The sequence below is a fragment of the Sphingomonas sp. PAMC 26617 genome (genome assembly GCF_000242835.1).
GTDB lineage: Bacteria > Pseudomonadota > Alphaproteobacteria > Sphingomonadales > Sphingomonadaceae > Sphingomonas.
Genome location: NZ_JH594425.1, coordinates 946,159 through 971,955, shown reverse-complemented (window position 1 = coordinate 971,955; position 25,797 = coordinate 946,159). Strand labels below are relative to the sequence as shown.

The 25,797-nt window shown below is 69.5% G+C and carries 32 protein-coding genes; 19 read left to right on the top strand and 13 right to left on the bottom strand.

Annotation, left to right across the window (positions count from 1 at the left end; genetic code table 11):
- Nucleotides 1-7: 7 nt before the first annotated feature.
- The 8 genes from RH91_RS04055 to RH91_RS04020 all read right to left on the bottom strand — a co-directional run bounded on the left by RH91_RS04055 (nucleotide 8) and on the right by RH91_RS04020 (nucleotide 9,011).
- Complete coding sequence (locus RH91_RS04055) at nucleotides 8-1,957, bottom strand: flagellar hook-length control protein FliK (RefSeq protein ID WP_037478517.1); 1,950 nt, start codon at nucleotides 1,955-1,957, stop codon at nucleotides 8-10.
- Between the two features lie 41 nt (nucleotides 1,958-1,998).
- The gene (locus tag RH91_RS04050; RefSeq protein WP_010161276.1) at nucleotides 1,999-2,415 is read right to left on the bottom strand and encodes a hypothetical protein; all 417 of its coding nucleotides are present in this window, start codon (nucleotides 2,413-2,415) and stop codon (nucleotides 1,999-2,001) included.
- A complete protein-coding gene (locus RH91_RS04045; RefSeq protein WP_010161275.1) occupies nucleotides 2,408-3,736 on the bottom strand; it encodes a FliI/YscN family ATPase in 1,329 nt (442 codons plus the stop codon). The genes RH91_RS04050 and RH91_RS04045 overlap by 8 nt, the downstream gene beginning before the upstream one ends.
- Before the next feature lie 130 nt (nucleotides 3,737-3,866).
- Nucleotides 3,867-4,604: a FliH/SctL family protein gene (locus RH91_RS04040; RefSeq protein WP_010161273.1), complete on the bottom strand. Its 738-nt coding sequence runs from the start codon at nucleotides 4,602-4,604 to the stop codon at nucleotides 3,867-3,869.
- Entirely contained in the window at nucleotides 4,597-5,604 is a 1,008-nt protein-coding gene (gene fliG, locus RH91_RS04035; protein WP_010161272.1) for a flagellar motor switch protein FliG, read from the bottom strand. The genes RH91_RS04040 and fliG overlap by 8 nt, the downstream gene beginning before the upstream one ends.
- Nucleotides 5,601-7,367 (bottom strand): flagellar basal-body MS-ring/collar protein FliF, encoded by a 1,767-nt coding sequence (gene fliF, locus RH91_RS04030; protein ID WP_010161271.1) that lies wholly within the window; start codon nucleotides 7,365-7,367, stop codon nucleotides 5,601-5,603. Before fliF ends, fliG begins: the two co-directional genes overlap by 4 nt.
- Before the next feature lies 1 nt (nucleotide 7,368).
- Nucleotides 7,369-7,737 carry a flagellar hook-basal body complex protein FliE gene (gene fliE, locus RH91_RS04025; RefSeq protein WP_010161270.1) on the bottom strand — a complete coding sequence of 123 codons (369 nt, stop codon included), beginning with the start codon at nucleotides 7,735-7,737 and terminating at the stop codon, nucleotides 7,369-7,371.
- The gene (locus tag RH91_RS04020; RefSeq protein ID WP_010161269.1) at nucleotides 7,734-9,011 is read right to left on the bottom strand and encodes a sigma-54 interaction domain-containing protein; all 1,278 of its coding nucleotides are present in this window, start codon (nucleotides 9,009-9,011) and stop codon (nucleotides 7,734-7,736) included. The genes fliE and RH91_RS04020 overlap by 4 nt, the downstream gene beginning before the upstream one ends.
- 236 nt (nucleotides 9,012-9,247) lie before the next feature.
- On the opposite strand from RH91_RS04020, the gene RH91_RS04015 reads away from it, so the two are divergent.
- Nucleotides 9,248-10,282: a flagellin N-terminal helical domain-containing protein gene (locus RH91_RS04015; RefSeq protein WP_010161268.1), complete on the top strand. Its 1,035-nt coding sequence runs from the start codon at nucleotides 9,248-9,250 to the stop codon at nucleotides 10,280-10,282.
- 329 nt (nucleotides 10,283-10,611) lie between these two features.
- Here RH91_RS04015 and RH91_RS04010 read toward each other — a convergent pair whose 3' ends face one another.
- Nucleotides 10,612-11,376, bottom strand: coding sequence for a glutaminyl-peptide cyclotransferase (locus RH91_RS04010; RefSeq protein ID WP_010161267.1), 765 nt, complete (start codon nucleotides 11,374-11,376; stop codon nucleotides 10,612-10,614).
- Nucleotides 11,373-11,936: a helix-turn-helix domain-containing protein gene (locus tag RH91_RS04005; protein WP_010161266.1), complete on the bottom strand. Its 564-nt coding sequence runs from the start codon at nucleotides 11,934-11,936 to the stop codon at nucleotides 11,373-11,375. Before RH91_RS04005 ends, RH91_RS04010 begins: the two co-directional genes overlap by 4 nt.
- Before the next feature lie 99 nt (nucleotides 11,937-12,035).
- On the opposite strand from RH91_RS04005, the gene RH91_RS04000 reads away from it, so the two are divergent.
- The 3 genes from RH91_RS04000 to RH91_RS03990 all read left to right on the top strand — a co-directional run bounded on the left by RH91_RS04000 (nucleotide 12,036) and on the right by RH91_RS03990 (nucleotide 14,091).
- Entirely contained in the window at nucleotides 12,036-12,500 is a 465-nt protein-coding gene (locus RH91_RS04000) for a DUF6456 domain-containing protein (protein WP_010161264.1), read from the top strand.
- A 39-nt stretch (nucleotides 12,501-12,539) separates the two neighbouring features.
- Complete coding sequence (dapF, locus tag RH91_RS03995; RefSeq protein ID WP_010161263.1) at nucleotides 12,540-13,484, top strand: diaminopimelate epimerase; 945 nt, start codon at nucleotides 12,540-12,542, stop codon at nucleotides 13,482-13,484.
- A 94-nt stretch (nucleotides 13,485-13,578) separates the two neighbouring features.
- Nucleotides 13,579-14,091: a glycine zipper 2TM domain-containing protein gene (locus tag RH91_RS03990; RefSeq protein ID WP_010161262.1), complete on the top strand. Its 513-nt coding sequence runs from the start codon at nucleotides 13,579-13,581 to the stop codon at nucleotides 14,089-14,091.
- Between the two features lie 290 nt (nucleotides 14,092-14,381).
- On the opposite strand, the gene RH91_RS03985 is transcribed toward RH91_RS03990, so the two are convergent.
- The gene (locus tag RH91_RS03985; RefSeq protein ID WP_010161261.1) at nucleotides 14,382-14,585 is read right to left on the bottom strand and encodes a hypothetical protein; all 204 of its coding nucleotides are present in this window, start codon (nucleotides 14,583-14,585) and stop codon (nucleotides 14,382-14,384) included.
- Between the two features lie 278 nt (nucleotides 14,586-14,863).
- Between RH91_RS03985 and RH91_RS03980 the strand changes: the two genes are divergently transcribed.
- Complete coding sequence (locus RH91_RS03980; protein ID WP_010161260.1) at nucleotides 14,864-15,367, top strand: hypothetical protein; 504 nt, start codon at nucleotides 14,864-14,866, stop codon at nucleotides 15,365-15,367.
- Nucleotides 15,368-15,405: 38 nt separating this feature from the next.
- A complete protein-coding gene (locus RH91_RS03975) occupies nucleotides 15,406-16,734 on the top strand; it encodes a DNA-packaging protein (RefSeq protein ID WP_010161259.1) in 1,329 nt (442 codons plus the stop codon).
- Nucleotides 16,735-17,235: 501 nt separating this feature from the next.
- Here the strand turns inward: RH91_RS03975 and RH91_RS21430 are convergent.
- Nucleotides 17,236-17,454, bottom strand: coding sequence for a DUF6434 domain-containing protein (locus RH91_RS21430; protein ID WP_081469501.1), 219 nt, complete (start codon nucleotides 17,452-17,454; stop codon nucleotides 17,236-17,238).
- 131 nt (nucleotides 17,455-17,585) lie between these two features.
- Nucleotides 17,586-17,981: a hypothetical protein gene (locus RH91_RS03970; RefSeq protein WP_037478512.1), complete on the bottom strand. Its 396-nt coding sequence runs from the start codon at nucleotides 17,979-17,981 to the stop codon at nucleotides 17,586-17,588.
- Nucleotides 17,982-18,168: 187 nt separating this feature from the next.
- On the opposite strand from RH91_RS03970, the gene RH91_RS03965 reads away from it, so the two are divergent.
- From RH91_RS03965 to RH91_RS03905, 13 genes are all read left to right on the top strand, one after another.
- Nucleotides 18,169-18,483 (top strand): hypothetical protein, encoded by a 315-nt coding sequence (locus tag RH91_RS03965; protein ID WP_232283404.1) that lies wholly within the window; start codon nucleotides 18,169-18,171, stop codon nucleotides 18,481-18,483.
- Between the two features lie 103 nt (nucleotides 18,484-18,586).
- Complete coding sequence (locus RH91_RS03960) at nucleotides 18,587-19,258, top strand: spermidine synthase (RefSeq protein ID WP_010161256.1); 672 nt, start codon at nucleotides 18,587-18,589, stop codon at nucleotides 19,256-19,258.
- Between the two features lie 222 nt (nucleotides 19,259-19,480).
- On the top strand, nucleotides 19,481-20,620 hold the full coding sequence (locus tag RH91_RS03955; protein WP_029623591.1) for a phage portal protein: 1,140 nt from the start codon (nucleotides 19,481-19,483) through the stop codon (nucleotides 20,618-20,620).
- Nucleotides 20,620-20,925 (top strand): DUF6127 family protein, encoded by a 306-nt coding sequence (locus RH91_RS03950; protein ID WP_029623590.1) that lies wholly within the window; start codon nucleotides 20,620-20,622, stop codon nucleotides 20,923-20,925. Before RH91_RS03955 ends, RH91_RS03950 begins: the two co-directional genes overlap by 1 nt.
- On the top strand, nucleotides 20,922-21,299 hold the full coding sequence (locus RH91_RS03945; RefSeq protein ID WP_010161253.1) for an HK97 family phage prohead protease: 378 nt from the start codon (nucleotides 20,922-20,924) through the stop codon (nucleotides 21,297-21,299). The genes RH91_RS03950 and RH91_RS03945 overlap by 4 nt, the downstream gene beginning before the upstream one ends.
- Before the next feature lie 460 nt (nucleotides 21,300-21,759).
- On the top strand, nucleotides 21,760-22,815 hold the full coding sequence (locus RH91_RS03940) for a phage major capsid protein (RefSeq protein ID WP_010161252.1): 1,056 nt from the start codon (nucleotides 21,760-21,762) through the stop codon (nucleotides 22,813-22,815).
- A gap of 88 nt (nucleotides 22,816-22,903) precedes the next feature.
- Entirely contained in the window at nucleotides 22,904-23,458 is a 555-nt protein-coding gene (locus RH91_RS03935; RefSeq protein WP_051116668.1) for a head-tail connector protein, read from the top strand.
- Nucleotides 23,455-23,652 (top strand): hypothetical protein, encoded by a 198-nt coding sequence (locus RH91_RS03930; RefSeq protein ID WP_029623588.1) that lies wholly within the window; start codon nucleotides 23,455-23,457, stop codon nucleotides 23,650-23,652. Before RH91_RS03935 ends, RH91_RS03930 begins: the two co-directional genes overlap by 4 nt.
- The gene (locus tag RH91_RS03925) at nucleotides 23,649-23,930 is read left to right on the top strand and encodes a DUF3168 domain-containing protein (RefSeq protein ID WP_010161248.1); all 282 of its coding nucleotides are present in this window, start codon (nucleotides 23,649-23,651) and stop codon (nucleotides 23,928-23,930) included. Before RH91_RS03930 ends, RH91_RS03925 begins: the two co-directional genes overlap by 4 nt.
- 101 nt (nucleotides 23,931-24,031) lie before the next feature.
- Nucleotides 24,032-24,439: a phage tail tube protein gene (locus tag RH91_RS03920; protein ID WP_010161247.1), complete on the top strand. Its 408-nt coding sequence runs from the start codon at nucleotides 24,032-24,034 to the stop codon at nucleotides 24,437-24,439.
- The gene (locus tag RH91_RS03915) at nucleotides 24,436-24,744 is read left to right on the top strand and encodes a gene transfer agent family protein (RefSeq protein ID WP_010161246.1); all 309 of its coding nucleotides are present in this window, start codon (nucleotides 24,436-24,438) and stop codon (nucleotides 24,742-24,744) included. Before RH91_RS03920 ends, RH91_RS03915 begins: the two co-directional genes overlap by 4 nt.
- Nucleotides 24,744-24,947 carry a phage tail assembly chaperone gene (locus RH91_RS03910; RefSeq protein WP_010161245.1) on the top strand — a complete coding sequence of 68 codons (204 nt, stop codon included), beginning with the start codon at nucleotides 24,744-24,746 and terminating at the stop codon, nucleotides 24,945-24,947. The genes RH91_RS03915 and RH91_RS03910 overlap by 1 nt, the downstream gene beginning before the upstream one ends.
- On the top strand, nucleotides 24,937-25,563 hold the full coding sequence (locus RH91_RS03905) for a hypothetical protein (RefSeq protein ID WP_010161244.1): 627 nt from the start codon (nucleotides 24,937-24,939) through the stop codon (nucleotides 25,561-25,563). The genes RH91_RS03910 and RH91_RS03905 overlap by 11 nt, the downstream gene beginning before the upstream one ends.
- The last annotated feature ends 234 nt before the right edge of the window (nucleotides 25,564-25,797 follow it).

Genomic DNA, 25,797 nt, shown 5'->3' with positions numbered 1-25,797 from the left:
TTGGGGGTTAGGCGAGGCGCTGGTCCTCGGGGGTCTCGGTGTCGCGCTGCGCCCGCGCGGACGCGCGGGGCGGCTGCTGCGGGGCGTTGGGGCGCGACTGGGACTGGGTTTGCGACTGGGACTGGGCCTGGCCTTGGGTTTGCGCCTGTCCCTGTGCAGGAGACTGCGATGCGCCCGGATTGGCGTCGGTCGCGACGCTGGTCCCGACGATCCGCACGCCGCGCTCGGCAGCGAGTTCGGTCAGGCGCGGTTGCGCGTCGGCGATCAGTGCGCGGGTGGCCTCATGCTCGGCGGTGAAGCTGACGTGGATCCGCTCGCCGACCTGCCGCACCGCGACGTCGACGCTGCCGAGCGCATCGGGGACCAGCCGGATCCGCGTGTCGCGCGAATCGGCGTCGTCGCGGAGCACCTCGATATGGTCGATCATCCGCTGCACGCCGCTGTCCTGCGTCAGGTCGAGCGGTGCGCGCTGCGCGTCGCCGGTCGGCTGGACCGGCGTGGTGCTGCCGGGGGCGACGGCGGTGGCGAAGCCGAGCGGAGGGGTAGGGGCGGCGGGATCGGGGCGCTCGGACGCTAGAGGGTCAGGGCGCGGGCGGTCGCGCCAGTTGGCCGCAGTGGCGAGCGCGGCGGCGAAAACCTGCCCGGCGGGTTGCGGGGTGGTGGAAACCGCGACCGGCGGGACGACGCTTCGGTCGGCGCGGACCGGCATGGTTTCGCCGCGGCCGGTCGCGTCGGGCGCGGTGGCGGCGGTCCGCCCGGCCAAGGCGGCGGACGTCGTCGCGGTCGCAAGCGGCAGCGCGGCGGTTGCCGCCGGGACGCCGGTGGGCACCTCAGGTCGCGAGGGCGGCGGTACGTCGGTGGCGCGCGATTGGGACCCGTCGAACGGCGCTGGCGGGGTCGCGGTGGGGATTGGTGGCGCGCTCTGCACCGGCGTCGTCAGTGCGGCAGGGGCCGCGTTCTGGACGATGCCGGCGTCGCGACCCGCAATCGGCAGCGCCCCGAGTGCGGCGAGGATCGCTCGGTCGGACGGCAGCGCACGCCCCGTGCGCGCGGGGGCCGGGGCGGGACCAGCGATGGCGGTGGTCTCCGCCTGCAGCACAGGCGGCGTCGCACCGACCGTTGCCAGAGCACGGATCGGGCGCGCGAGCGTGGGTACCACAGAGTCCGGCTCCGCGGTGGCGACCGCTGGCAGGTTCGTGCGCGTCGGTGCTGCTGGCGTCGCCACGGGTCCCGCGACGGCGACCGGGTTGCCGGGCGCAGGCTCGACCGACGTCGTCACGACCGGACCGGGCGAGCCTTCCGCCGCGTCCGCATCGGTCGGGTGGTTGGGTTCGAAGGGGGAGATCGGCACCAGCGCAGGCTGTGCCGCGGGTGCGCTGGCGGGTAGGTCGGGGGTCGGGGCCGCCGGATCGTTGCTCGGCGTGTCGGACAGGACCGATACCGGGTCCGCATCGTCGGCGGGGGCGTCTGCGGTCGCGCTCGTTCCGCGAGCGGCCTTGGCCAGCGCAGGTGTCGCCAGTTGCGCGGCGGCACGCTCGAGCGCGGCGCGCAAGGGTACGGGCGTGCGGGGCGGCGCTGGCACGACGACGCTCGCGCGCCACGCCGGGTTGGCGAGGAACTGGATCGCGGGGTCGGCAGGCACCGCGTTGCCGTCGTCGGCAAGCGCTTGCCGGTCGATGATGCCGGTTGCCAGCAGCTTGCCGTCTGGCAGCGGTCCGACCAGGCCCAGGATGGGGAGCGGTTGCGCGGCGTCGGGCGGCGCGACGGAAACCGGCGTGGGGGCGACCGGCGTGGGGGCGGGCGCGGCGACCGCTGGCGTGCCTGCCAGCATGTCCCCGAGCGTCTGCGCGAACTGCGCCGCCATACCGGGCACGCCCGTCACCGATGCGGGCGCGGCAGGCGCTGGCGACGATGCAGTGGTAGCAGTCGGGGACAGCAGGGTGGTCAGGTCGGTCATGCAGGCATCCAGCGGGGCCGGAAGCGGCACCCGTCAGCGGTTCAGCAAGGATCGTGCCGGATCACGCGCGCGGGCGGCATTGCCTCCATCTCGCGCAATTCCTTGAGCGCCGCCTCGGCATCCGCGCGCGCGATCAGTTTCTCGATCGCGCTCTGGTCGCGGCGCGCCTCGCGCGTGGCTTCGGCGGCGCGGGTGGCGACCGCTTGCGCCGCGCGGAGGCGACCCTCGGCGGCTTCGGCGGAGCGGTGGAGGCGTTCGCGGAAATGCGCGGCAGCCCCCATCGCGGACGCACCGATGGGCGCGACCGTCGGCGCGACATTCTCGGACAGCTGAACGATGCGGCCGTGGAGCGTCGTCTCGGCGTGCGCCTTGTCGCGCGCGCGCGCTTCGTCGGCCTGGACGAGCCCGAGTTGCAGTGTGCGGACGCGCAGCAGCCGGTCGAGCTTGGACTTAGGCATCGCCGAACACGCCGATCAGCTCGATCGCGGAATCGCCGAGCGAGACGGTCTCGTCCGGATCCTGCTTGATATATTCGAGCACCGCCGGATGGCACGCGATGGCGGCGTCGATCGCCGGGTCCGCGCCCGAGCGATAGGCGCCCATCAGCACGAGATCGCGATTCTCCTCATAGGTCGCGAGGTGGCGGCGCAGCACGCGCGCGGCGCGCTGGTGCGGCTTGTCGACGATGTCGGTCATCACGCGGCTGACCGAGGGGCCGAGGTCGATCGCGGGATAGACGCCGCGTTCCGCCAGTTGCCGCGACAGCACGATATGCCCGTCGAGGATCGAGCGCGCGCTGTCGACGACCGGATCGTTGCCGTCGTCGCCATCCGCCAGCACGGTGTAGATCGCGGTGATCGACCCGCCGCTGTGGACGTCGACGCCCGCGCGTTCGATCAGATTGGGGAGCATCGCGATCGCGGACGGCGGATAGCCGCGCGCCGAGGCGGGCTCGCCGAGCGCAAGTCCGATCTCGCGCCCGGCGTGCGCGACGCGGGTGAGCGAATCCATGATCAGCAGCACCTTCTTGCCCTCCGCGCGGAACGCCTCGGCAATCGCGTGGGTACGCAAGGCACCGCGGATGCGGAGCACCGGCGAATGGTTGGCGGGCACGGCGACGACGACCGAACGCGCGCGGGCAGCGCCCGCCACCTTGGTTTCGAGGAAGTCGGCGACTTCGCGGCTGCGCTCGCCGATCAGCCCGATGACGACGACATCGGCTTGCGCCGCGCGGACGATCATCCCGAGCAGAACCGACTTGCCGACGCCCGAGCCCGCCATGATCCCGATCCGCTGGCCCTGGCCGACGGTGAGCAACCCGTTGATCGCGCGGACGCCGACGTCGAGCGGCTCGAGCACGCGCCCGCGATCGAGCGGCGACTGCATCTTCCCCGCGAGCGGCCAGCGCCCGGCACCGCGGATCGGGCCGAGCCCGTCGATCGGCTTGCCGGTGCCATCGACCACGCGCCCGAGCAGCGCCGCGCCGACCTCCGCCTCGCCCGGCGCGCCGAGCGGGCGGACCGGGGCCTGCGGGAGGAGCGCGGCAGGGCCGCCGAGGTTCATCAACAGCGTGCGCCCGTTGCGAAAGCCGATCACCTCGGCCTCGACCGCTGCGGTGCGGTCACCGACCTGGCAGACGGTGCCGACGGGCACGGTGAGCCCGACCGCTTCCATGAGGAGCCCGTCGAACGAGGCGAGGCGGCCGGAGACCTTGGGGCGGGGCGTGAAATCAGGCACGACGAGCGCGTCGAGATAATCGCCGGTGAAACGGTTCAGCATGGGACGCTATTCCCTCCGTCATCCCGGGCCTGTCCCGGGATCCACCGAGGGGCTTGCCGTACGGCGGCAGGATGTCCGGCACGGTGGTCCCCGGGACGAGCCCGGGGTGACGAGTAAAAGGCGTGCGCCATCAGTGCGTCGGCACCGCGACGCGGTCGATCGCCGCGCCGAGCTGTTCGATCCACAGTTCCGGGCCATCCTCGACGATCGTCGACGCGCTTTCGAGGATGAACGACCCGCGCGTGACCGCGGCATCGCCGATCGCGAAGACCTGCTTGGGCAACTTGCCCTCGAGCAGCGCGACGTCCGCCGGGTTGACGCGCAGCATCGCCGATTCGGTGCCGTCGCTGAGCAAGTCCGCGGCGGAATCGATCCGGCGTGCGAGCAGCTCGGGCGAAATGCCGACGTCGCCGACGATCTGCGTGACGAGGAACATCACGGTCTGGCGCAACCGGCGCGCAGTCGCCTCGCGGTCGAAGCGCTCGCCTGCCTGGAGCGCGGCGGCGAGCTCGGTGAGCAGGCGGTGGTCGCGCTCGACGTTGGCGGCGACTTCGGCGAGTGCGGCGTCCATGCCCTCGGCGTAACCGGCGGCGTGCGCCGCGACGACCGGGTCGACGAACGGCGCCGTCGGTGCGGCCTCCGCATCGAACGGGTCCCAGCCCTCGGTCGGGTTGGCATCACGGTCGGCGGGGGAGAAGTGGCGCGGCCCCTCGGGCTTGGGGGCGAAGACGACCGGGCCAGCACGCCCGCCTGCGCGTTCACGCAGGTCGGCGGCGGCGAAGCCCCCGACGCGCGGGGCGAAGGCGGCTTTCAGGGCGTCGGCGATCCCCTGGCTGCGCGGCGAGAAACCGGCGACGAACTCAGACATAATCGTCCTCCCCGCCACCCATCTGGATCGTGCCGTCCTTGGCGAGGTTGCGCGCGATCTGGATGATGATCTTCTGCGCATCGAGGACTTCGGAGAGCTTCATCGGTCCGCGCGATTCCATTTCGTCGCGAATGCCGTCGGCGGCGCGGCTCGACATGCAGCCGAGGAAGCGCGCGCGAATGCTTTCGTCGACGCCCTTCAAGGCGCGCGTCAGCACGTCGCTGTCGATGTTCCGGATCAGCGTGCCCAGATTCTTGTCGTCGAGCTCGAGCAGATTGTCGAAGACGAACATCGCTTCCTCGATCGCCTTGGCGACGTCGCGGTCGATCTTGAACAATTTGGGCATGACGCGCAGCTCGGTCGCCTTGCGCCCGCTGGACAGGATCTTGGCGGCGTCCTTCGTCCCGCCGAGCGTGACGCCCGCCTGCGCCTTGCCGCTGCCGGTGCGGTTGGCGAGCATGGTCTTGAGCGTCTCGACCGCCTCGGGCGTGATCGGCCCCAGTCGCGCGAGCCGGTGGAGGATGTCGGGCTGGACCGCATCGGGCATCATCTCAAGGACTTGCGCACCGATCGTCGGGTCGAGATTGGCGATCAGGACGGCGGCGATCTGGGGGTGTTCCTTGTCGATCATCGATGCGATCTCTCCTGCGTCGAGCCAGTCGAGCAGGTCGAGCTGGCACGCGTCTTCCGCGGGCACGATCCGCGCGAGGACGCTGTCGGCCTTTTCCTGCCCCAGCGCGCGCGTCATCACCGCCTCGATCCGCGGGCGCGGGTCGAAGCCGATCGCGGTGCGCTCGCGCGCGTGGCCGACGAAATCGTCGAGCACGTCGGCGACTTCGGCCTCGCTCACGTCCGCGACCGCGAACATCGCCTTGCCGAGCTGGCGGACTTCCTCGGGATCGAGCTTCTGCAGGATCGCCGCGGCCTCTTCCTCGCCGACGAGCATCATCAGCACCGCGGCACGCTCGACCCCGGTATAGCTGCGGACGACCGCGTTCATGACTTGATCATGTCGCGGACCGCGAGCGCGGCGCGCGCGGGATTGTCGCGGGTGAAGCCCCGGACCATCCCGATCCGCTCGTCATAGCTGCGCGCGCCTTCGAGCGCGTCGATCGTGACCGGCTCGCCGGTTCGGGGCGCGGCGAGACCGCCGCCCTGCGCTTCGCCGAGCAGGTCGCGCGGCAGGCCGGTCGCATCTGCGGGGGTGTCGCCCTTCTTCTTCGAGATCGCCTTGACCAGCGGGCGGACGCCGAGGAACAGCACCAGCAGCGCGACGACGATCGCGGTGAGATTGCGCGCGACGACCGGGAGCCAGCCCGCCTCATACCACGGCTGCTTGTCGTCGAGCGCGGCGGCCCCCGCGAACTTGCGGCTGATGACGGTGACGACGTCGCCCCGCTGCTGGTTATAGCCGACCGCGCTCTGGACGAGCTGGGTGATCTGCTGGATCTCGACCGTGCCGCGCGGCTTGCCGGTTTCGGGATCGCGCAACAGCACCGCGACCGAGAGATGCGTGATCGCGCCGGGGGCGGTGCGGCTGACCGACACTTCCTTGCCGAGATCGTAGGCGCGCGAATATTGGTCGCTGGCCTTGAGCGCATCGCTGACCGCGCCAGCCGCTGCGGCGGCGGGACCGGTCGCCGCGCCGGGGGCAGCCGCTGCCGGAGCACCGGGCGCACCGGGCGCACCGGGCGCACCGGGCGCACCGGGGGTGGGCGCGGGTTGGGGTGCGCTCAGCGTCGAGGCGGGCGGCGGGGTGTTGGACAGCGCGCCGGGGATGCCGCCGGGGGCCTGCCCGCCGTCCTTGCCGTTGCTGGTCCACTGGCCCTGCTCGACACGCAGCGCGCCCGCCTTGTCGTAGCTTTCCTTGGTCGCCTGCGTCTCGTTGAGATCGACGTCGGCCTGGACTTCGGTGGTGAAATTGCCCGCGCCGATCAACGGGGTGAGCAACTGGACGATCTGCGCGCGATACTTTTCCTCGACGCGACGCTGGAGCGCGATGCGCTCGTCGCTCGCCGCACTCGTCGCGCTTTCGTTCGCGCCCTTGGTGAGCAGGCCGCCCATCTGGTCGACGATCGTGACGTTCTCGGGCTTCATCCCCGGGACCGACGAGGCGACGAGGTTGACGATCGACGCGACCTGCGCGTCGCCAAGGCTGCGCCCGGGCTGGAGCTTGACGATCACCGACGCGGACGGCGCGGCATTGTCGCGGACGAACACCGAGGCTTCGGGCGTGGCGAGGTGGACCCGCGCCTCCGCGATCGCGTCGATCTCCTGGATCGAGCGCGCGAGTTCGGTTTCGCGCGCCTGGCGCAGGCGTTCGCCCTCGACCGCGCGCGAGACGCCCATCGGGAGATTGTCGAGGATCTGGTAGCCGCCGGGCGCCGCCTTGGGGAGGCCCTGGCCCGCCAGCAGGATGCGCGCGCGCGAGAAGTCTTCTTCGTTGACGGTCACCGCGCCGGTCGAATCGTCGATGTGCGACTTGATGTTGGCGGTCGTCAGCGCGGCGGTGACCGAGCCCTTGTCGGCATCGGACAGCCCGGAGAACAGCGTCTTCTGAGTCGGGGTGGCGAGCATCATCCACGCGATCGCCGCGGTGGCGAGCAGGCCGACCAGCAGCACCATCGGCAGGCTGCGCCGCACCGCAGGTTGCGCGAGCAGGCCCTGGACCTGTGCGATCGGGTTGGCGAAGCGCTCGGGAACGAGCGATGCGACGCCGTTCGGGAGCTGCGGCTGGGGCGAGGGGGTGAGGGCGTTGCTCATGTCAGACCGGCATGCTCATGATGTCCTTGTAGGCGGACAGTAACTTGTTGCGGACCTGCAGCGTCGCCTCGAACCCGACCGACGCCTGCTGGCGCGCGAGCATCACCTTGGCGATGTCGACGGTCTCGCCGCGCTCATAGCTTTCGCTGAGCTTTGCCGCCTGCGCCTGGCCCTGGTTGACGTTTTCCAGCGCGGTTTGCATCGTCGTGGCGAAGCTTGCGGGGGTCGCGGGCTTCGTCTCGGCGACCGGGGCCGCGGCGGGCGTCGCGCTTGCGCGAGCGAGCGCCTGGTTGCGCTCGAGAATCTGCGCGCGGAGCGCCATGACGCGGTCGATCCCGCCCGCGCCGCCAATGCCGCCGATGCCGCTCATGCCGACACCGCCGTGCGGTCATGCGCGCGGATGATGTCGTCGCCCTGCTCGCGTGCCTTGGCGAGACGGTAGCGCAAGGTGCGTTCCGAGATGCCGAGCCGTCTGGCGGTCTCGATCCGGCTGCCGTTGCACGCCGCGAGCGTTTCGCGGATCGCCTGGAATTCGTGCATCTGGACGATGTTGCCGAGCGTCGCCGGGGCGGGCGCGGGGTTCACGTCGATCACGGCGCGCGCGCTCGGGCGGTCGAACACGATGTGCTCGGGCAGGATCGTGTCGCCGCCGGCGAACAGCAGCGCGCGCTGGAGGACGTTCTCGAGCTCGCGGACGTTGCCGGGCCAGTCGTGCTGCGACAGCAGGTCGATCGCCTCGGCGCACGGCCACGGAATCGTCGTGCGGTTGCCCGCGTGCCGCAGGATCAGCGTCGCGACGAGTGCGGGAATGTCCTGCACGCGATCGGCGAGCGGCTTGGTCGTCAGCGGGAAGACCGACAGGCGATAATAGAGATCCGCGCGGAAACGGCCTGCGGCGACTTCGTCCTGCAGGTCGCGGTTGGCGCTGGCGATGATGCGGACGTCGATCGGCTGCGGCGTGGTCGCGCCGATCGGGATGATCTCGCGCTCCTGCAGGGCGCGGAGCAGCTTCGACTGGAGCAGCAGCGGCATCTCGGCGATCTCGTCGAGCAGCAACGTGCCGCCGTCGGCCGCGCGGAAGAAGCCTTCGCCGCCCGACGACGCGCCGGTGAAGGCGCCCTTCTGGTGGCCGAACAGCAGCGCCTCGAGCATCGTCTCAGGGAGCGCGGCGCAGTTGATTGCGATGAACGGCTTGGCGGCGCGGTTGGATTTCAAGTGGATCGAGCGCGCAAGCACTTCCTTGCCGGTGCCGGTCGGGCCGTTGATCAGCACCGTGATGTCGGCGGTCGCCACGCGCTCGGCGAGCGTGTGGAGCGCGAGGCTCTCGGGGTCGGCGGCGGTCGGCATCTCGGGCTCTGCGAGCAGCGCGCGGACGAAGCCCGCGCCGACCGCGGCGTCGGTCTCGTCATAGGAGACATAGGCCGGGCTGCCGTCACGCGATGGCACGATGGTACGGCCCTCGTGACCGAGGACGACGGTGCGTGCCGAAACCGGCGGGGTCTCGCCCGCGGCGACGAGGTAGAACTCGCCGGGCGTGCGCTTGCCGTCTTCATACGAGCCGATCGCGAAGCCCTGCGCGCGCAGGCACGAAACCAGCGCGTAATGCTGGCGCAGAATGGCCGCTGATGGAACGATGGATCGCATGGAAACCCCCTTGTCGATTCGGGGATTGCGCCTCGCGTAGTAAATTCTGCGTTAAACCGGGCGTGAAACCGGCAATTATTTTCCGCTTTGCCGCCCGCAAGTTGGCGGCACCGACACAATGGCGAAAAAGTGCGGGCGGACGCTTAATGCCCGGTCGAAACGGTCGTTACCATGCTTGGCGGCTCGGCTCTCCGATAGGGGGCGGCGGGATTGCCGGACCTTTTCGGAGACCATCAATGACCGTTATCGGAACCAACGTCGCCGCGCTGAAAGCGAGCAACTCGTCGAACGCCGCGAACACCGCGCTGCAGACCAGCATCGAGCGCCTGTCGACCGGCAAGCGCATCAACTCGGCCAAGGATGATGCCGCCGGTCTCGCGATCGCTACGTCGTTCACGTCGCAGATCAAGGGCCAGAACCAGGGCATCCGCAACGCCAACGACGGCATCGCGCTCGCCCAGACCGCCGACAGCGCGCTCGGCGAAGCCGCAAATATCCTGCAGCGTGTCCGCGAGCTCGCCGTGCAGTCCGCATCGGGAACGTATCAGGACACCGATCGCCAGAACCTGCAGACCGAAGTCACCGAATTGCAGAAGCAGCTGACGACCATCGCCGGCAGCACGTTCAACAACGTGAAGTTGTTCGATACGGCGGCCAAGTCGATCAACATCCAGACCGGTTCGGGTTCCAGCGACACCGTGAAGCTGACCCTCAGCGCGCTTGACCTGTCGGGCGTGAGCGGAACCAGCGGCGGTGCCGTTACGGCGGGTCTGTCGACCATCGACGCGTCAACCACCCCCCCGGACGCCCGTATCGGCAAGAGCCACACGGTCACGATCGAGGACGTCGCATACAAAGCAACGTTCGGCGGAGCGGCAGCAACGACGGACGATATCGGTACGACGAAGACCTTGGCGGATAAGGACAAGATTTTCGTTCCCGCCCAGCCTGGCGATTCGGTCACTGGCGGCGTTTCGGTTGCGACGGCAGGGGATGCTACCACCGCACTCACGACGCTCGATACCGCGCTCAAGGCCGTCAACACCGCACGCGCTTCGCTCGGCGCGGGCCAGAGCCGCCTCAATTCGGTCGTTAACACGCTGACCTCGAGCGTTGCTAACCTGACCGACGCGCGCAGCCGTATCGAAGACGTCGACTTCTCGACCGAGACGACCAGCCTCGCCAAGGCGCAGATCCTCAGCCAGGCGTCGACCGCGCTGCTCGCGCAGGCGAACCAGTCGCAGCAGGGCGTGCTGAAGCTGCTCGGCTAAACCGACCGGTCCCGTCGCCCGCCCCCCTATCCAGGGCGGCGGGGCCGACCGGGCCTCCCCTCGCGCATTCCACTCTGGACAGCCCCTGCGCGACGGGCGGTCTCGAATTGCCCCGGTGGTCGCGTCGCGCGACCACCGGGGTTTTTTGCGTCTGGGGGGGGGGGCATTTCGCAGCTCGCCACTTCCAGATTTTGACACCTCCCCGGCGAAGGCCGGGGCCCAATCGCGGAACAGAAGAGTGCTGGGGACAGCGCGGCGGTACATTGGCCGCTACTCTTGGGCCCCGGCCTTCGCCGGGGAACGGGCTCCAGGCGAACGGCTCCGAGTCCTTATCGCGGGCGCTTGATCTCGAACAGGCTCGGCCAGTTCTTCCCCGTGACGTACAGCCGGTGCGCCACGCGGTCATACGCGATCCCGTTCGGCACCGAATCGCGGTCGCTCAAAGCCACCTTGGCGATCAGCGGCGAGACGTCGATCACCCCGACGACACGCCCGTTCGCCGGGTCGATCCGCGCGATATAGGGCGTCATCCAGATGTTGGCGTAGATCTGGCCGTCGACATATTCCAGCTCGTTGAGCTGCTCGACCGGGCGTCCGTTGGCGGTAACCGTCAGCCGCCGCACGACTTTCTGCGTGACCGGATCGAGGAAGCGGAGCACCGGCGTGCCGTCCGACAGGATGATGTTGCGCCCGTCGTCGGTCATCGCCCAGCCTTCGCCGGTGTAGCTGAAGGCACCGATGCGCTTCAGCGCGGGCAGGCTCCACTTGAACCCCTGCCCGCCGTGCCACGTCACGCTGAGCAGCTGGTTGCGCCACGCGACGATCCCCTCGCCGAACAGCTGCGGCGCGAGCTTGACGCGCGCGACCACGCGTCCGGTCTTGAGGTCGACGCGGCGGATGTCGGACTGTCCCTCGCGCCCGGTGCTTTCGTACAAGGTCCCGCGATCGATCAGCAGCCCTTCGGTAAAGGCGCGCGGATCATGCGGATAGGTCGCGACGATTTCGGCCTGGGTGACCGGCAGCGACGCGGGCGCGGGTGGCGTAGCGGACACGGCTTGTGCCGAAAGAGCAGCTAGGAGCAGGGACAGGATCATAAGGTGCGAACCAATCGAACGGCGGTTGCGATCCATGGCGGATCGGTGACGACCTGCTGCCGCGTGCCGGGGCCGAGCGGAAGCAGGAGAAGCCTGGTGTCCTCGCGGCCGATCAGCCGCCCGAACAGGAACCGCCCGGCGGGGCGGGGGGCGAGCACGTCGCGGTTGAGCGCGCGGGCGAAGGCAGCGGGGGCGAGCCGGTCGCACCAGATCTCGTCGCCCGCGCGATAGTCCCCGATGCTCGCGACGACGCGAATCGCAAGATGATCGGGGGTGGCGACCGGCGGCGCGACCGTGGCGGGGCGCTTGGGAGCGTGCGCGCCGGTCGAATCGAGCAGCGCCGCGACCGCGATGTCGGGCCGGTCGGGGAGGCGGACGAGATCCGCGCCCTGCACCCCCAGCGCGTCGGCGATCCGGTTGAGCCAGCCGACCGACACGGTCCGCGTCCCCGTCTCGAGCCGGCCGATCGTCTGCGCGGTGGTGGGCGGGACGCACGCGCGCGCGACATCCTCGAGCGTCATGCCCTTGGCGCGGCGGACTTCGCGAATCGCGGTGATCACGTGGTTTTCCTGCCGATGATAAAACCAAATCGGTTTGCCACTGTCCTACAATCGCGCCTTCGTGGCAATCCCGCCGGCGACTCGAACGGGAGAGACGGGATGCGCGAACTGGTGGAACGCGGGATCGATTCGCACGGGGTGCTGTCGGACGCACCGGGCGGGCGCGGGCGGCGGGTGACGGTCAATCTCGGCGAATCGCCGCTGGGGTGGTTGCGCTCGCGCGGGCTGGTTGACGCGCGGCAGGTCGAGGCGGGGGAGCGGCTGCGCGCGGATTACGAGCGCGCGGCGCTGGCGCCCTCGGTAACGATGCGCTGGGTGGCGCGGGTCGATGGTGGGGGTGGCGACGCGCTCGACCCGACGCTCGCGCAGATCGCGGCGAAGCGCCGGTTCGATGCCGCGCTCGACGGCGCCGGGCGGGGGTTGCGCGACGTGCTGTGGCGGGTGGTGTGCGCGGGCGAGGGGCTGCCCGACGCCGAACGCGCGCTCGGCTGGCCGCAGCGGAGCGGGCGCGTGGTGCTGACGCTCGCGCTCGACCGGCTCGCGGACCATTATGGGCTTGGGTGAGCGCTCGCTTGGACGGGGGGAAGGCGCTATGGCAGTGCGATGCACTTCGATATTCTCAAATGCCACGGCTCGGGCAATGATTTCCCGCTGATCGACGCGCGCGCGATCGATCTCTCCGATGCTGACTGGGCGCGTGTCGCGATCGCGCTGGCGGACCGGGCGGGGACCGTCGGGGGCGACGGAATCCTGCTGCTGACCAATCGGCAGGAGGGCTATCCCTTTGAAATGCGGATGCTTAATTCGGATGGTAGCGAATCGGAGACGTGCCTGAACGGGTTGCGCTGCGTCGCGCGCGCGGGGTTCGCGGCGCTCGGGATCGAGTCGGCGCGGGTCGGGCTCAAGCAATCCGCGGCGGACGTGTCGCGCGACCCGGATCTGGCGGCGGGGGTGTATACGGTGCGCGAGGTCGCGGGGCCGGCCGGGCTCGACGTGACGCAGTGGCCGCTCCACGCGGGTGTGGCGCGGATCGTCGAGGCGCCGGTGCCCCCGCTGGCGAGCGACCGGCGGTTCACCGCGGTCGCGATGCCCAATCCGCATCTCGTCAGCTTCGTCGAGGGGATCGACGAAGCCGAGCTGGTCGCGCTCGGGGCGGCGTGCGAGGCGGCGCCCGACTGGCTGCCCAACCGCGCCAACGTCTCCTTCGTCGAGGTGCGGGGCGCAGATACGCTGTTCGTCCGCACGTTCGAGCGCGGGATCGGGCTGACCGACAGCTGCGGCAGCGCGATGGCGGCGTCGACCTTCGCCGCGTGCCTGACCGGGCGCTGCGGCTATGATACCGAAATCGTCGTGCGCAACCGTGGCGGGCTGGTGCGCGCCGAGGCGAGCGAAGCGGGGATGGTGCGGCTGTCGGGCAATGCGACGTTCGAATGGGCGGGGACGGTCGATGTCGACCTGGTCAGCGCGACCGCGGGACCGGTGACGGTCACCCGTCGCTATGACGACGAAATCGCGGCGTGGGATGCGGTGCGATCGGGTTTGCGCTGAGGCGGAAATGTCCCGTTAATCGGTGTGGGCGCGTATGGGGGTTTCCAAAGGTGGAGCGGAGAAGATTTCTATGAATCGGTTTGTTCGTGTCGCGATGCTGCTGGCCGGCTCGAGCCTGGCCATCGCGACTCCCGTGCTGGCGCAAAGCCAGGCGGACGAGGCGCGCTTCCAGCAGGCGCAGCAGCGCTTCGACGGCGAGTGGCGCACCTTCCGCGCCGAATACGACCGCTACCAGCAGGCGCGCGCACGCGGCTATCGCCCCGCGCCGCCGCGCGGTTACGACGACCAGCGCTATGCCGACCCCGGATATGACAATCGCGACGAGGGCAATTACGACCCGGCACGCTATTACCGCAACGACTCGCGGTACCAGGAGCGGGTCCTTGGGCCGGACGACCGGGTCTATGCGGGCAATGACGGTCGCTATTATTGCAAGCGCAACGACGGGACGACCGGGCTGATCGCGGGCGCGGTCGGCGGCGGCGTGCTCGGCAACGTGATCGACGGCGGCCATTCGCGCGGGGTCGGCACGATCCTCGGCGCGATCGCGGGCGGCGTGGTCGGCAAGTCGGTCGACCAGAACAACGCGCAGGTCCGCTGCCGCTGAACTCCGGTTGGGGCTAAAGTAGGGAGGCCGCGCGGGGGGACCTGCGCGGCCTTTTTCGTGCGGGGGGTGGGGGACGGTACTCGCAGTACCGGCGTCACCCTGAACTTGTTTCAGGGTCCACTGCGAGGCGAGTCCGGTCCGGGTTTGTTGCCCGGTGGATGCTGAAACCAGTTCAGCATGACGGCGGTGGGGAGGGGCGGAGGCGTGTTCTCCAGAACACAAACAGGCCGCGCGGATTGCTCCGCGCGGCCTTTTCGAGTCGTGACGCTGCCGTCCCAGTGGGGTGGGCGTCAGTCCTTGGCTTCACCCTCGTCGTCGACCGCGAGCATGTCTTCCTCGTCCGAGTCGAGCGTCTCGCCGACGGTGTCGGCGATCAGGTCGAGCTGGTCGTACGTCGCCGTATATTCCTGCGTCTCGCCGCCTTCTTCCTCGATCGTAATGACATAGTCTTCGCCTGAACGGCTGACCGTGAATCCCGCCAGTGTCTTCGCCATGATCCGTCTCCTGAGATACCAGCCGCCGAACGCCCGGACCGCAGGAACGCTCCCTCCAGAGGGAGGAGATTTTACGCCACCGAGGGATCGGCGAAACGCGGCGACGAACCCACCTGGTACAAAACGCTTGACATCGTCACGCTCATCAGGTACATATCAGGAACGATGAAGAATTGCGCACCGCCGCCGCGGGTTGAAACGGCGGCGATGGGGACGGGCCGGGGCGGAGACGCTTTCCGGCCCGTTTGCGTTGGCGCGCACCGAACAGGAGGGCTGGTATGGACTACCGACCGCGCGCCGCAGGCGCAGCAACGGCGCTGACGGCAACCAGCGCCACCACGATCGTGCGCGGCAAGCGCGTGCGGTGGAATTTGCAGATGAAGGCCGAGTTTCTCGATCATCTCGCCGCGAGCTGCAATGTCACCGCGTCGGCTGCTGCGATCGGGGTCGGTCCCCTGTCGCTGTACGGGTTGCGACGCCGCGACCCCGAATTCGCCCGCGAATGGCAAGGGGCGCTGGAGAGCGGCTATCAACTGCTCGAGACGATGTTGCTGGGGCACGTCCTGTCCGGCGGATCGCGGACCGATGCGATCGAAACCGCCCATGACGCACCGAAACTCGATGTCGAAACCGCCCTGCGGCTGCTGACCGCGCATCGCGGTTCGGTCGGAAAGCCGTCGAGCAAGATCGGCCGTCCCCTGGAACGCGCCGAGCTGGCGGACACCGCCGCCGCGATCCTCAAGAAGCTGAGCGCGATCGAGAAACGCCGGGGTGGCGCGTGAGTGGACGTCCGCGTCGCCAGCGCCGTTCGGGAAAGCCGATGCCCGGCTCGCTGGAACTGCCGGTCGGATATCTCGACCGGATTCTGGCGCTGTCGGTCGAGGAGCGTGCCGAACTGTTGCGGGGCCTCACCAAACCGCAGCGCCGGACGCTCAACGACGACTGGCAGACATGGGCGCATTCCGGACAGCGGATGCCGCCCGGCGACTGGCGCGTGTGGCTGATCCGGGCGGGGCGCGGGTTCGGCAAGACGCGCGCGGGCGCGGAATGGGTCAGCGAGATCGCGCGGTCGATGCCGGGGGCGCGGATCGCGCTGGTCGGCGCGACGATCGAGGACGTGCGGCGCGTGATGATCGAGGGGGAAAGCGGACTGGTATCGGTCGCGCGGTTCGACGAGCCGGTCGATTACCGGCGCGACGCGGGCGAGATCGTGTTCGCCTCGGGCGCGCGCGCGGCGATCTTCTCGGCGGCGAGCCCCGAGACGCTGCGCGGGCCGGAACATCATGCGGCGTGGTGCGACGAGCTCGCCAAGTGGCGCTACGGCGACGCGGCGTGGGACAATCTGATGCTGGGGATGCGGCTGGGCGACACCCCGCGCGTGCTGGTGACGACGACGCCCAGGCCGATCCCGCTGATGCGGCGGGTGATGGCGCTCAAGGGGCTGGTCGAGACGGTCGGGCGGACGCAGGACAATCCGCATTTGCCCGACACGTTCCTCGCGGCGCTGGAGGAGGCGTATGGCGGGACTCGGCTCGCGCGGCAGGAGATCGCGGGCGAGCTGATCGCGGAAGCCGAGGGGGCGCTCTGGCGGCGCGCGCAGTTCGACGCGTGCCGGGTGGTGGCGGCGCCTGCGCTGGTGCGGACGATCGTCGCGGTCGATCCGCCCGCCGGGACCGACTCGGGGCAGGGCGATGCGTGCGGGATCGTCGCGGTCGCGCTGGGGCGCGACGGGCGGGGGTATGTGCTGGAGGATGCGAGCGTATCGGGACTGTCGCCGGAAGGCTGGGCGCAGGCGGTGGCGGCGTGCGCAGCACGGCATCGCGCGGACCGGGTGATCGCGGAAAAGAACCAGGGCGGCAAGATGGTCGAGAGCGTGTTGCTCGCGGCGGATGCGGGGTTGCCGCTGCGGCTGGTCCACGCCGCCGACGGGAAAGTTGCGCGCGCCGAGCCGGTGTCGATCCTGTACGAGCGCGGGCGGGTCTCGCATGTCGGGGTGCTTGCCGACCTCGAGACCGAGCTGTGCGGGCTGGTCGTCGGGGGCGGCTATCAGGGGCCGGGGCGCTCGCCCGATCGCGCGGATGCGCTGGTGTGGGCGCTGGGGGAGCTGATGATTGCGAAACGTCGGACGGCACGGGTCAGAGCGACGTGAGTTGGGTCACGAGCCTATGACCTATTGTTTTGCGCGCGACGGCTGAGCGGCGGGGAGCGGTGGGCAGCGGACCGTCGCGGGGGTGACGGCGGGGAGCGGAATGTCCTGCCACCGGTCCGTCATTCCCGCGTGGGCGGGAAACCATTAGTACCGTTCGTCCAGTCCCGCGCGGTCAGTCAGTATGGATCCCCGCCGTCGCGGGGATGAGGGAAGGGGGCGGCGGTGACGCTTTAAAAATCGGCTGCGACGTCAGGCTTGACGGCGAAAGTTGGTGGAGAGCGGTCGTTGCGGGGATCACGGTGGGAGAGCGGAGTTTTCCTCAAACCGTTCGTCATTCCCGCGGACGCGGGAATCCATTAGCGCAGTCCGTCCAGTCCTGCGCCGTCAGCCAGTATGGACCCCCGCCTTCGCGGGGGTGACGGAAAGGGGGTGGCCGTGACCCCTCAAATGTCGGCCCCGACGCATCAGGCGGAACGGCGAAAATTGATTGGAAGCGGTCGCTTATCGCGATGGGTTTCGACGGCTCATCCGTTCCCTTGCCGCGTCACCCATCGTCTTCGTTTGTCCGTCCTTGAGATAGGCCATGAAGTCGCGGTCGAAGGTGAAAGAGGCTCCGCAGACAGTTGCGAAAAACCGTCGGGCATTCTGGGTGTTACGGTAGTTTTTATCCACCGGGGTGGTCGCTTGGATAACGTCACCGTGCCAGTCGAAACCTGCCATCCTCTTTACCCTGCTTGTTAACTGAAATCGCTGCGTCCAAGCCTCGTACCGCCATACAGGCCAATCATGCAAAAGGGCGTGAATGTCTCAAGTTGAGCGTTAGCGGTCAGTCCGCTCGCTGAGAATGCGACCTAATTCGCAACGCCGGTTCGGCCGGTGTTGGGCGGATAGACGACCTTCGGGCGCGTATAGGCGGTGTACATCGCCTGCCCGGTGGCATCGACCGAGAAGATGTCCGCGCGGCGGCGCATCTCGGCGAAGCGGAACTGGATCCGATCGAGCTTGTGCTGGAGCAACGCCTTGTGTTCGGCGGTCAGCATGCCGCCGTCGCGCGCCTGCAGGTCGAGCGCTTCGGTGCGGAGCGCGACCATGCGGTTGTGATGCGTGATGTCCGCCGAGATGCTCGTCGGAGTCGGGACGTAGACGATGCCTTCGGCGACATTGGGGTAGGGCGCGTCGATTCCGCGACTTGGCAGGACTGTCGGCGTGGTCGCGGCAGCGGCGGCGGCGAGCAGCATAGCAAGCATGACATTCTCCTTTAATATCCGAGTCTTGGCCTCGACTGAACCGATACTGCCACAACGCTTGGTCTCGTCAATTCGCTCCTTCGTTTCGAGCACGTCTAATTGTCTAGGTCTGGCGTGCAAAAACCATTTCACAAAAGTGCCGTATATGTGTCATCAAACTGCAACAGAAGAAAATGGAGACGGAGCGATGATCAGGACCTTGGCTTTGGGATTGGTTGCAGTGGCGAGCTTTTCGAGCGTAGCGATTGCCGCGCCGCAATCGGCCGATGCGGTGCACGCGACCGAGGCAAGCGCGCAGGTCGATCCGCGCGACGGTGGCGCGCAGATCGAACTGGCGAACGCCTATGTCCGTGCCGGACGGACCGGGGATGCCGCGACGGCGTATCGCCGTGCGCTGACGCTCGACAACGTGATGCTCGAGACGCGGACCGGCGATTCGATCTGGTCGCACCAGGTCGCGCGGCACATGCTGGCGGGTGCGCCGGTGCTCGCCGCACGCTGATCCTCACCGCCGACCGGCGTGGCTTTTCGTCGCGCCGGTCGGTAGGGACGCAACCCTCCGCCGCCGTCCCGGTCTGCGGATGACGGCAGGGTTGGAGCGTCCGATGGTACCGCGCGAATTGATCGACACGGCGCAGATCCCCGGCGGGGACGCAATGACGCTGTACCGGCGCGGTGCCGATTTCATGATCGTGGTCGATCGCAATGAATTGATGAGCACGCGGATGAACGGCTCCGAAGAGGCGCTGGGCACGCTCGCGTGCGCGCGTGTTTCGGGCGTCGCGGCGCCGCGTGTGCTGATCGGCGGCTATGGCATGGGGTTTACGCTCCGTGCGGTGCTGGGTGTCGTCGGGTCGCGCGCGGACGTGGTGGTGGCGGAACTGGTGCCGCAGATCCTCGCCTGGGCGCGCGGACCGATGGCGGCGGTGGCGGACGGGTGTCTCGATGATCCCCGCGTGCGCGTTTTCGAGGGCGATGTCGCCGAGGCGATCCTGGCGCCCGAGGGCGGCTATGATGCGATCCTGCTCGATGTCGACAATGGGCCGGACGGGCTGGTGCGCGCGGAGAACAACCGCCTCTATGCGCCGCGCGGGCTTTCGGCGGCGCGGATGGCGTTGCGGCCGGGGGGCGTGCTGGCGATCTGGTCGGCGGCGCCCGACGCGCGCTTCGTCACGCGGCTGAAGGCGGCGGGGTTCCTGGTCGACGAGGTCGCGGTTAAGGCGCGCCAGAACGGCAAGGGACCGCGGCACGTGATCTGGTTCGCGACACGGGGGTGAGGGGGGTACCCCTCCCGTCGTCATCCCAGCGGAGGCGGAGATCCATACGGCGGGACGTTTGATGCTCTCGCGCTGCGCTAATGGATTCCCGCGTTCGCGGGAATGACGAGTGGGGCGGGGGTCATCCCGCCTTCGCGGAAATGACGGGATGGCGGGGACGCTAACGCTTCCCTTCGAGCGGATACGCGCGGGCAAACGCCCGCCTCCTCACAGGAGAACATCATTAAATGGTTCGGCTGGAAAGCCGCCGGTCGCGAAGAGTCGCGGCCGGCGCTCGATCGTGCGCGTTCGCGCTTTGCGAGCGGGTTCGGCGTGGGGGAGGTTCCGCGCTCATACGAGGCGCAGGTGCGCGCGCTGTATCTGGGCAATGCGATCGCGCAGCGGGCGGTGCGGTTGATCGCGGACGGGATCGGCGATGCGCCGTTGCTGGGGCCGCCCGAGATCGTCGCGCTGGTGCAGGCGCGCTCGGGCGGACAGGCGTTGTGCGCGAGCGTCGCGGCGCATCTGCTGCTCCACGGCAATGCGTATGTGCAATTGCTGACCGATGCGCGCGGCGACGTGGTCGAGCTGTTCGCGCTGCGGCCGGAACGGGTGACGGTCGAGCCCGATGCGGCGGGGTGGCCGATCGCCTATCGCTACGGCGTGGGCGAGCGGTCGGTGCGGCTGGTTGCGGAGGACCCGGCGGGGCGGCCGCAGGTCGTGCATATCAAGGCGTTCCATCCGCTCGACGATCATTACGGGCTGGGCAGCCTGGCGACTGCCGCAGGGGCGATGGCGCTGCACAATGCGGCGTCGGCGTGGAACACCGCGCTGCTCGACAATGCCGCGCGGCCCTCGGGGGCGCTGGTGTACGATCCGGGCGACGGGTCGAGCCTGTCGCGCGAACAGTTCGAGCGGTTGCGCGGCGAGATGGACGCAGGCTTTGCCGGCGCGCGCAATGCCGGGCGACCGATGTTGCTCGAGGGCGGGTTGAAGTGGCAGCCGCTCAGCCTGACGCCCGCCGACATGGATTTCACGCAGATGAAGGCGACCGCGGCGCGCGAGATCGCGACCGCATTCGGGGTGCCGCCGATGCTGCTCGGGCTCCCCGGCGACGCGACCTACGCCAATTACCGCGAAGCGAACCGCGCCTTGTGGCGGCTCGCGATCCTGCCGCTGGCGGGGTCGATTCTGGCGTCGCTGACGCAGGCGCTTGGCGGGTGGTTCGAGGGTGCGACCCTCAGCGTCGATCTCGATCGCATCACCGCGCTGGCGGAGGATCGCGAGCGGGTGTGGGCGCAGGTCGGGGCGGCGGACTTCCTGAGTGCGGCGGAAAAGCGCGCGATGCTCGGCATCGCGCCGGTTGGTGTGGGAGATGCGTAATGAGTGGTGCTTTGCTGGCGCAGTTGATGGCGCAAGGATCGAGCGAGGGCGCGGATCTGGCGACGCTGCGCGCGATCGCGGAGGAAGCGGGCGAGGTCGCGGCGACGCGCGCTTTGGCGCGGCTGGGGCTCGACGACGGCGCGGCGCCCAAGGACATGGCGGAGCTGCGCGAACTGCTCGGTGCCTGGCGCGACGCGAAGAAGCGCGTGTGGAAGGCCGCGCTCGGGTGGGTCGTGCGGATCCTGGGGGCCTTGGTGCTGACGGGGATCGCGGTGAAGACGGGGTTCTGGGACTGGGTCAAATGAGCCTGCGGTTCGCGGGCTATGCCGCGGTGTTCGACCGGGTGGATCGCGGGGGCGACGTGATCCGGGCGGGGGCGTTCGATGTTTCCGGTTCCGTGCCGTTGTTGTGGCATCACCGGGGGGCACCGGTCGGGGTAGTCGAGCGAGTCGTGCCCGATGCGCGCGGGCTGCGGGTGATCGGGCGGATCGACGATGCGGCGCTGGCCGGGATGGTGCGCGGCGGGGGCGTTTCGGGGCTGTCGATCGGGTATCGCGTGCGGGCCGGGTCTCGCACTAGTGCGGCGGTGCGGGAGCTGACGTCGCTCGATCTGGTCGAGGTGAGCCTGGTGGCGCAGCCGATGCAGCCGTTGGCGCGGGTTCACGCGATTTCGGGCTGAGGTTTCAGCAGCGGGCCGTCACCGCTCGCCCCAAAGGCTGCCGTCATGCTGAACTCGTTTCAGCATCCACCGGGCGACAAGGACGGTCCGGACTCGCTGAGGGCTGGATCCTGAAACAAGTTCAGGATGACGGCGGGTTTTGCAGAACTTTCGCGAAGGCGAGGGTCCCGGAAGCGCGAGAACTGCAAGCTGCCGTCATGCTGAACTCGTTTCAGCATCCACCGGGCGACAACAACGGTCCGGACTCGCTGAGGGCTGGATCCTGAAACAAGTTCAGGATGACGGACGGTTTTGCAGAACGCGCGCGAAGGCGGGAGGCCGGGAGTCGCGCACGCCTTCAGGCGTTATCGCGCGTGCCCTGGGTTCCTGCCTTCGCAGGAACACGGGACTTTCCAAAAAAATCACAGGTTTCTTTGCCCGGCGGCGGTGTCGTCCGGGTGTCTTGGCGTGGGAGAATGACATGAGCGATCAGACGATGGATGCACTGGAAGCGAGTTTCGAGACGCAGCCGCTCGGCGGGCCGGTGGTCCGGCCGGTGCTTGCGGGCGGGGGTGGTGCTTCGGCGGGCGGCGGGTTCGAGGGGTTCCTGCGCAGTGGGGCGAGCGTGGAGATGAAGGCGTTCACCGGGGTGACCGGTGATGCGGGCGGCTATGCGATCCCCAAGGAGATCGACAGCGTGATCGACGCGACGCTGAAGGCGATCTCGCCGATGCGCGCGGTCGCCAACGTCGTGCAGGTCGGCACTGCGGGCTATCGCAAGCTGGTGACGACCGGGGGCACGCCCTCGGGCTGGGCGGCGGAGACCGATACGCGACCCACCACCGCGACCCCGGTGTTCACCGAGATCGCGCCGCCGATGGGCGAACTCTACGCCAACCCGAGCGCGAGCCAGGCGATGCTCGACGATGCCGCGTTCGACGTCGAGGCGTGGCTCGCGAACGAGATCGCGCTCGAATTCGCCAAGGCCGAGGGGAGCGCGTTCATCAACGGCACCGGGGTCAGCCGCCCCAAGGGGTTCCTCCAGGCGACGACCGCCGCGACCACCGACGCGACGCGCGCGTTCGGGACGCTGCAATATCTGGCGAGCGGGGTGGCGGGCGATTTCCCGACGACGCCGCAGGACCGGCTGATCGATCTGGTGCAGGCCTTGCGCGGGCCGTATCGGCAGGGCGCGGTGTTCCTGATGAACGCGACGACGCTCGCGCGGATCCGCAAGTTCAAGACCAGCGACGGGCAGTTCCTGTGGAGCCCGAGCCTGAGCGGTGCGACGCCGGGGACGCTGCTCGGCTATCCGGTGATCGAAAGCGAGGACATGCCCGATATCGCCGCGAACAGCCTGTCGATCGCGTTCGGCAACTTCAAGGCGGGCTATCTGATCGCGGAACGGCGCGAGACCGTGATCCTGCGCGATCCCTACACCAACAAGCCGTTCGTCAATTTCTACGCAACCAAGCGGATCGGCGGCTGCGTGTCGAACAGCGAGGCGATCAAGCTGATGAAGTTCGCGGTGTCCTGAACGCCAGCAGCAGTCGGGGGCGGCGGCCGGGGCAGGGTTGGAATGGATCGCGCACCGGCCGCCGCGATTGTCTGGCGGAGGGATCGACATGATCGAGGGTAATGGACCGGGCGTGGTGACGCTCGGCACGGCGGATCGTGCGCTGGCGGTGGCGGCGGTCAAGGCGGTGCTGCGCGTGGCGAGCGCGGACGAGGACGATTTGATCGCCGCGTTCGTCGAGACGGCACTGGGGCTGGCCGAGCGGTTCCTGGGGCGGGTGACGCTCATCCGGACGATGCGCGAGAGCGTCGCGGTGACGGGCGGGTGGCAGCGGATCGGTGCGGCACCGGTCCGCGCGATCACGCGGGTCGAGACGACCGCGGGGGTTGCGCTGGCGACGACGGCCTATGCGATCGACATCGATGCGCACGGCGAAGGCTGGGTCCGCGTGAGCGATGGCGGGAGCGGCATCCGCGTCGTCGTGTTCGACAGCGGGATGGCGAGCGACTGGACGGCGGTGCCGGGGCCGATCCGCCAGGGCGTCGTGCTGCTCGCCGCGCATCTGTTCGACGCGCGCGCACAGGACACGCCGCCGCCGCTCGCGGTGACGGCGCTGTGGCGACCGTTCCGGCGGATCGCGCTGCTGGCGGGAGAGCATCCATGATGGACGCGCTGGAGGAACGCGCGCGCCTGATCGGCGAGGCGGCGGCGGCGCGCGCGCGGGGGCGGGTCGCCGCCACCTTGCGTGAGACGCTGCCCGAGGTGGCGGTGGATGTGGCCGGCGAGGACGTCGTGCTGACCGGGCGGATCGCGCCCGATGACCCACGGCTGCGCTGGATCGGGAGCTTGCTGCGATGAGCGCGGAGAGCGTGCTGCAGGCGGCGGTGCTGGCGAACCTGCGCGCGGTAGCCGGGCTGAACGGCGTCTATGTCGGTCCCCCGGTGCGCGCAACGCCGCCCTTTGCCGAGCTGGGCGAACTGATCGCGGTCGACTGGGGCGCGAAGGATCGTGCCGGGCGCGAGCTGCGCGTGCTGGTGACGCTGCGCGACGCCGGCGAGACGGCGGTACGACTGGCGGCGCTCGCGGCAAGCGTCGGCGCGGCGATCGAGGCTTTGCCGCGCGACCTGACCGGCTGACGGGTCGCAAGCCTGCTGCTCGTGCGCAGCCGGATCTGGGGCACCAGCCCCGGTCAGTGGAGCGCGAGCATGGATTACCGGATTCGCATGATGGAGGCTTTATGAGCGTGGAACGGGGCAGTGCCTTCTTGCTGAAGGTGGGGAATGGGGCGTCGCCGCTCGTCTATCAGACGGTCGCGGGGCTGCGCACGACGCAGCTCAGCGTCAACGGCGCTTTGGTCGCGGTGACGTCGAAGGATTCGGGCGGGTGGCGCGACCTGTTGTCGGGGGCAGGCGTACGCAGCGTCTCCGTTTCGGCGGCGGGGGTGTTCGTCGGGTCGGCGGCGGAACTGCGGATCAAGGCGAGCGCGCTGTCGGGGGTGCTCGACGATTATCGGCTGAGCTTCGAGGGCGGGGATACGCTGAGCGGCAAGTTCCTCGTCGCGCGGCTCGATTATGCCGGGGATTACAACGGGGAGCGGAGCTACACGATCAGCCTGGAAAGTTCGGGCGCAGTGGTCGCGGCGTGAGCGCCAACCCGGAGCGCGGCGAGGCGGAACTCCGCGTCGCGGGCGAGCGGCTGGTGTTGCGCCCGAGCTTCACCGCTTTGTGCGCGGCGGAGCGCGAACTCGGGCCTCTGTTCGCGCTGGTGGAACGCGCCGCGGCGGGGTCGCTCGCGCTCAGCGAGATGGTCGCGCTGTTCTGGCATTGCCGCGTCGATCCGCCCGAGGCGATCACGCGCGAGCGGCTGGGGGACAGCGTCGTGCGCGCGGGGCTTTCGGCGGCGACTCCGGTGTTGCGGGTGCTGCTCGGGCAGATCCTGGCGGGGCGGTGATGGAGCGGTTTGCCGAGGCGAGCGTGCGGCTCGCCGGGCTGGCGGGGGCGGTGCTGGGGTGGGGTCCGGAGGTGTTCTGGCACGCGACTCCCGCCGAACTGGGGGCGGTGGTGGCGGTGCTGACGGGCGAGGATGGAGTGATTGCGCCGCCCGATGCGGCGACGATCGCGCGGATGCAGGAGGCGTTTCCCGATGGCGGATGAAATCGAACGGCTGGTGGTGGGCGTGCGCGCGGATACCGCGGGGTTTTCGCGCGACGTGGAGGCGATGCGTGCGTCGCTCGACGGGTCGCTGGTGAGCGGGGCGGAGCGCGCCGGTCGCGGGATCGAGACCGCGCTGGTCAAGGCGGTGCGGTCGGGGTCGCTCGGGTTCGAGGATCTGCGCAAGGTCGCGCTGTCGGTGCTCGACGACATCGCCGCGGCGGCGCTGCGGAGCGGGTTGAACGCGGTGTTCGGCGGGGGAAGCGCCGGAACGTCGCTGCTGCCGCGAACCAATTCGGGGGGCTGCGGCTGCAGTGGGGGAGGTGGCACCGATCCGGTCGGGCTGTTGTCTGCACTCGGCAGTCTGTTCGGCGGGGCGCCCGGGCGTGCCACGGGTGGGCCGGTCTCGCCGACGCGGCCCTATTGGGTCGGCGAGCGTGGGCCGGAACTGTTCGTGCCGACCGCGAGCGGGAGCATCGTCGCGGCGGGCGGCGGGGGCGGGGCGCGCGATGTTCGCGTGTCGATCACCGTGCAGGGCGGAAGCGATGCGCCGCAAACGCTGGCTGCGTCGAGCCGACAGGTGGCGCGGGCGGTGAAGGCGGCGTTGAGCGCGGAGTGAGGGGGGTGTTTAGGAGCACCGCCCACCCCCTCCTGCCGTCATGCTGAACTTGTTTCAGCATCCACCGCGTAACGGGCTCGGACCGGATTTGCGGCGCGGTGGACCCTGAAACGCGTTCAGGGTGACGCTGATTGTGGGAAGGGCCGCCGCTCGCCCTCCCGGACCCGTCATGCTGAACTTGTTTCAGCATCCAGCGCGCGGCGGGCTCGGACCGGATTTGCGGCGCGGTGGACC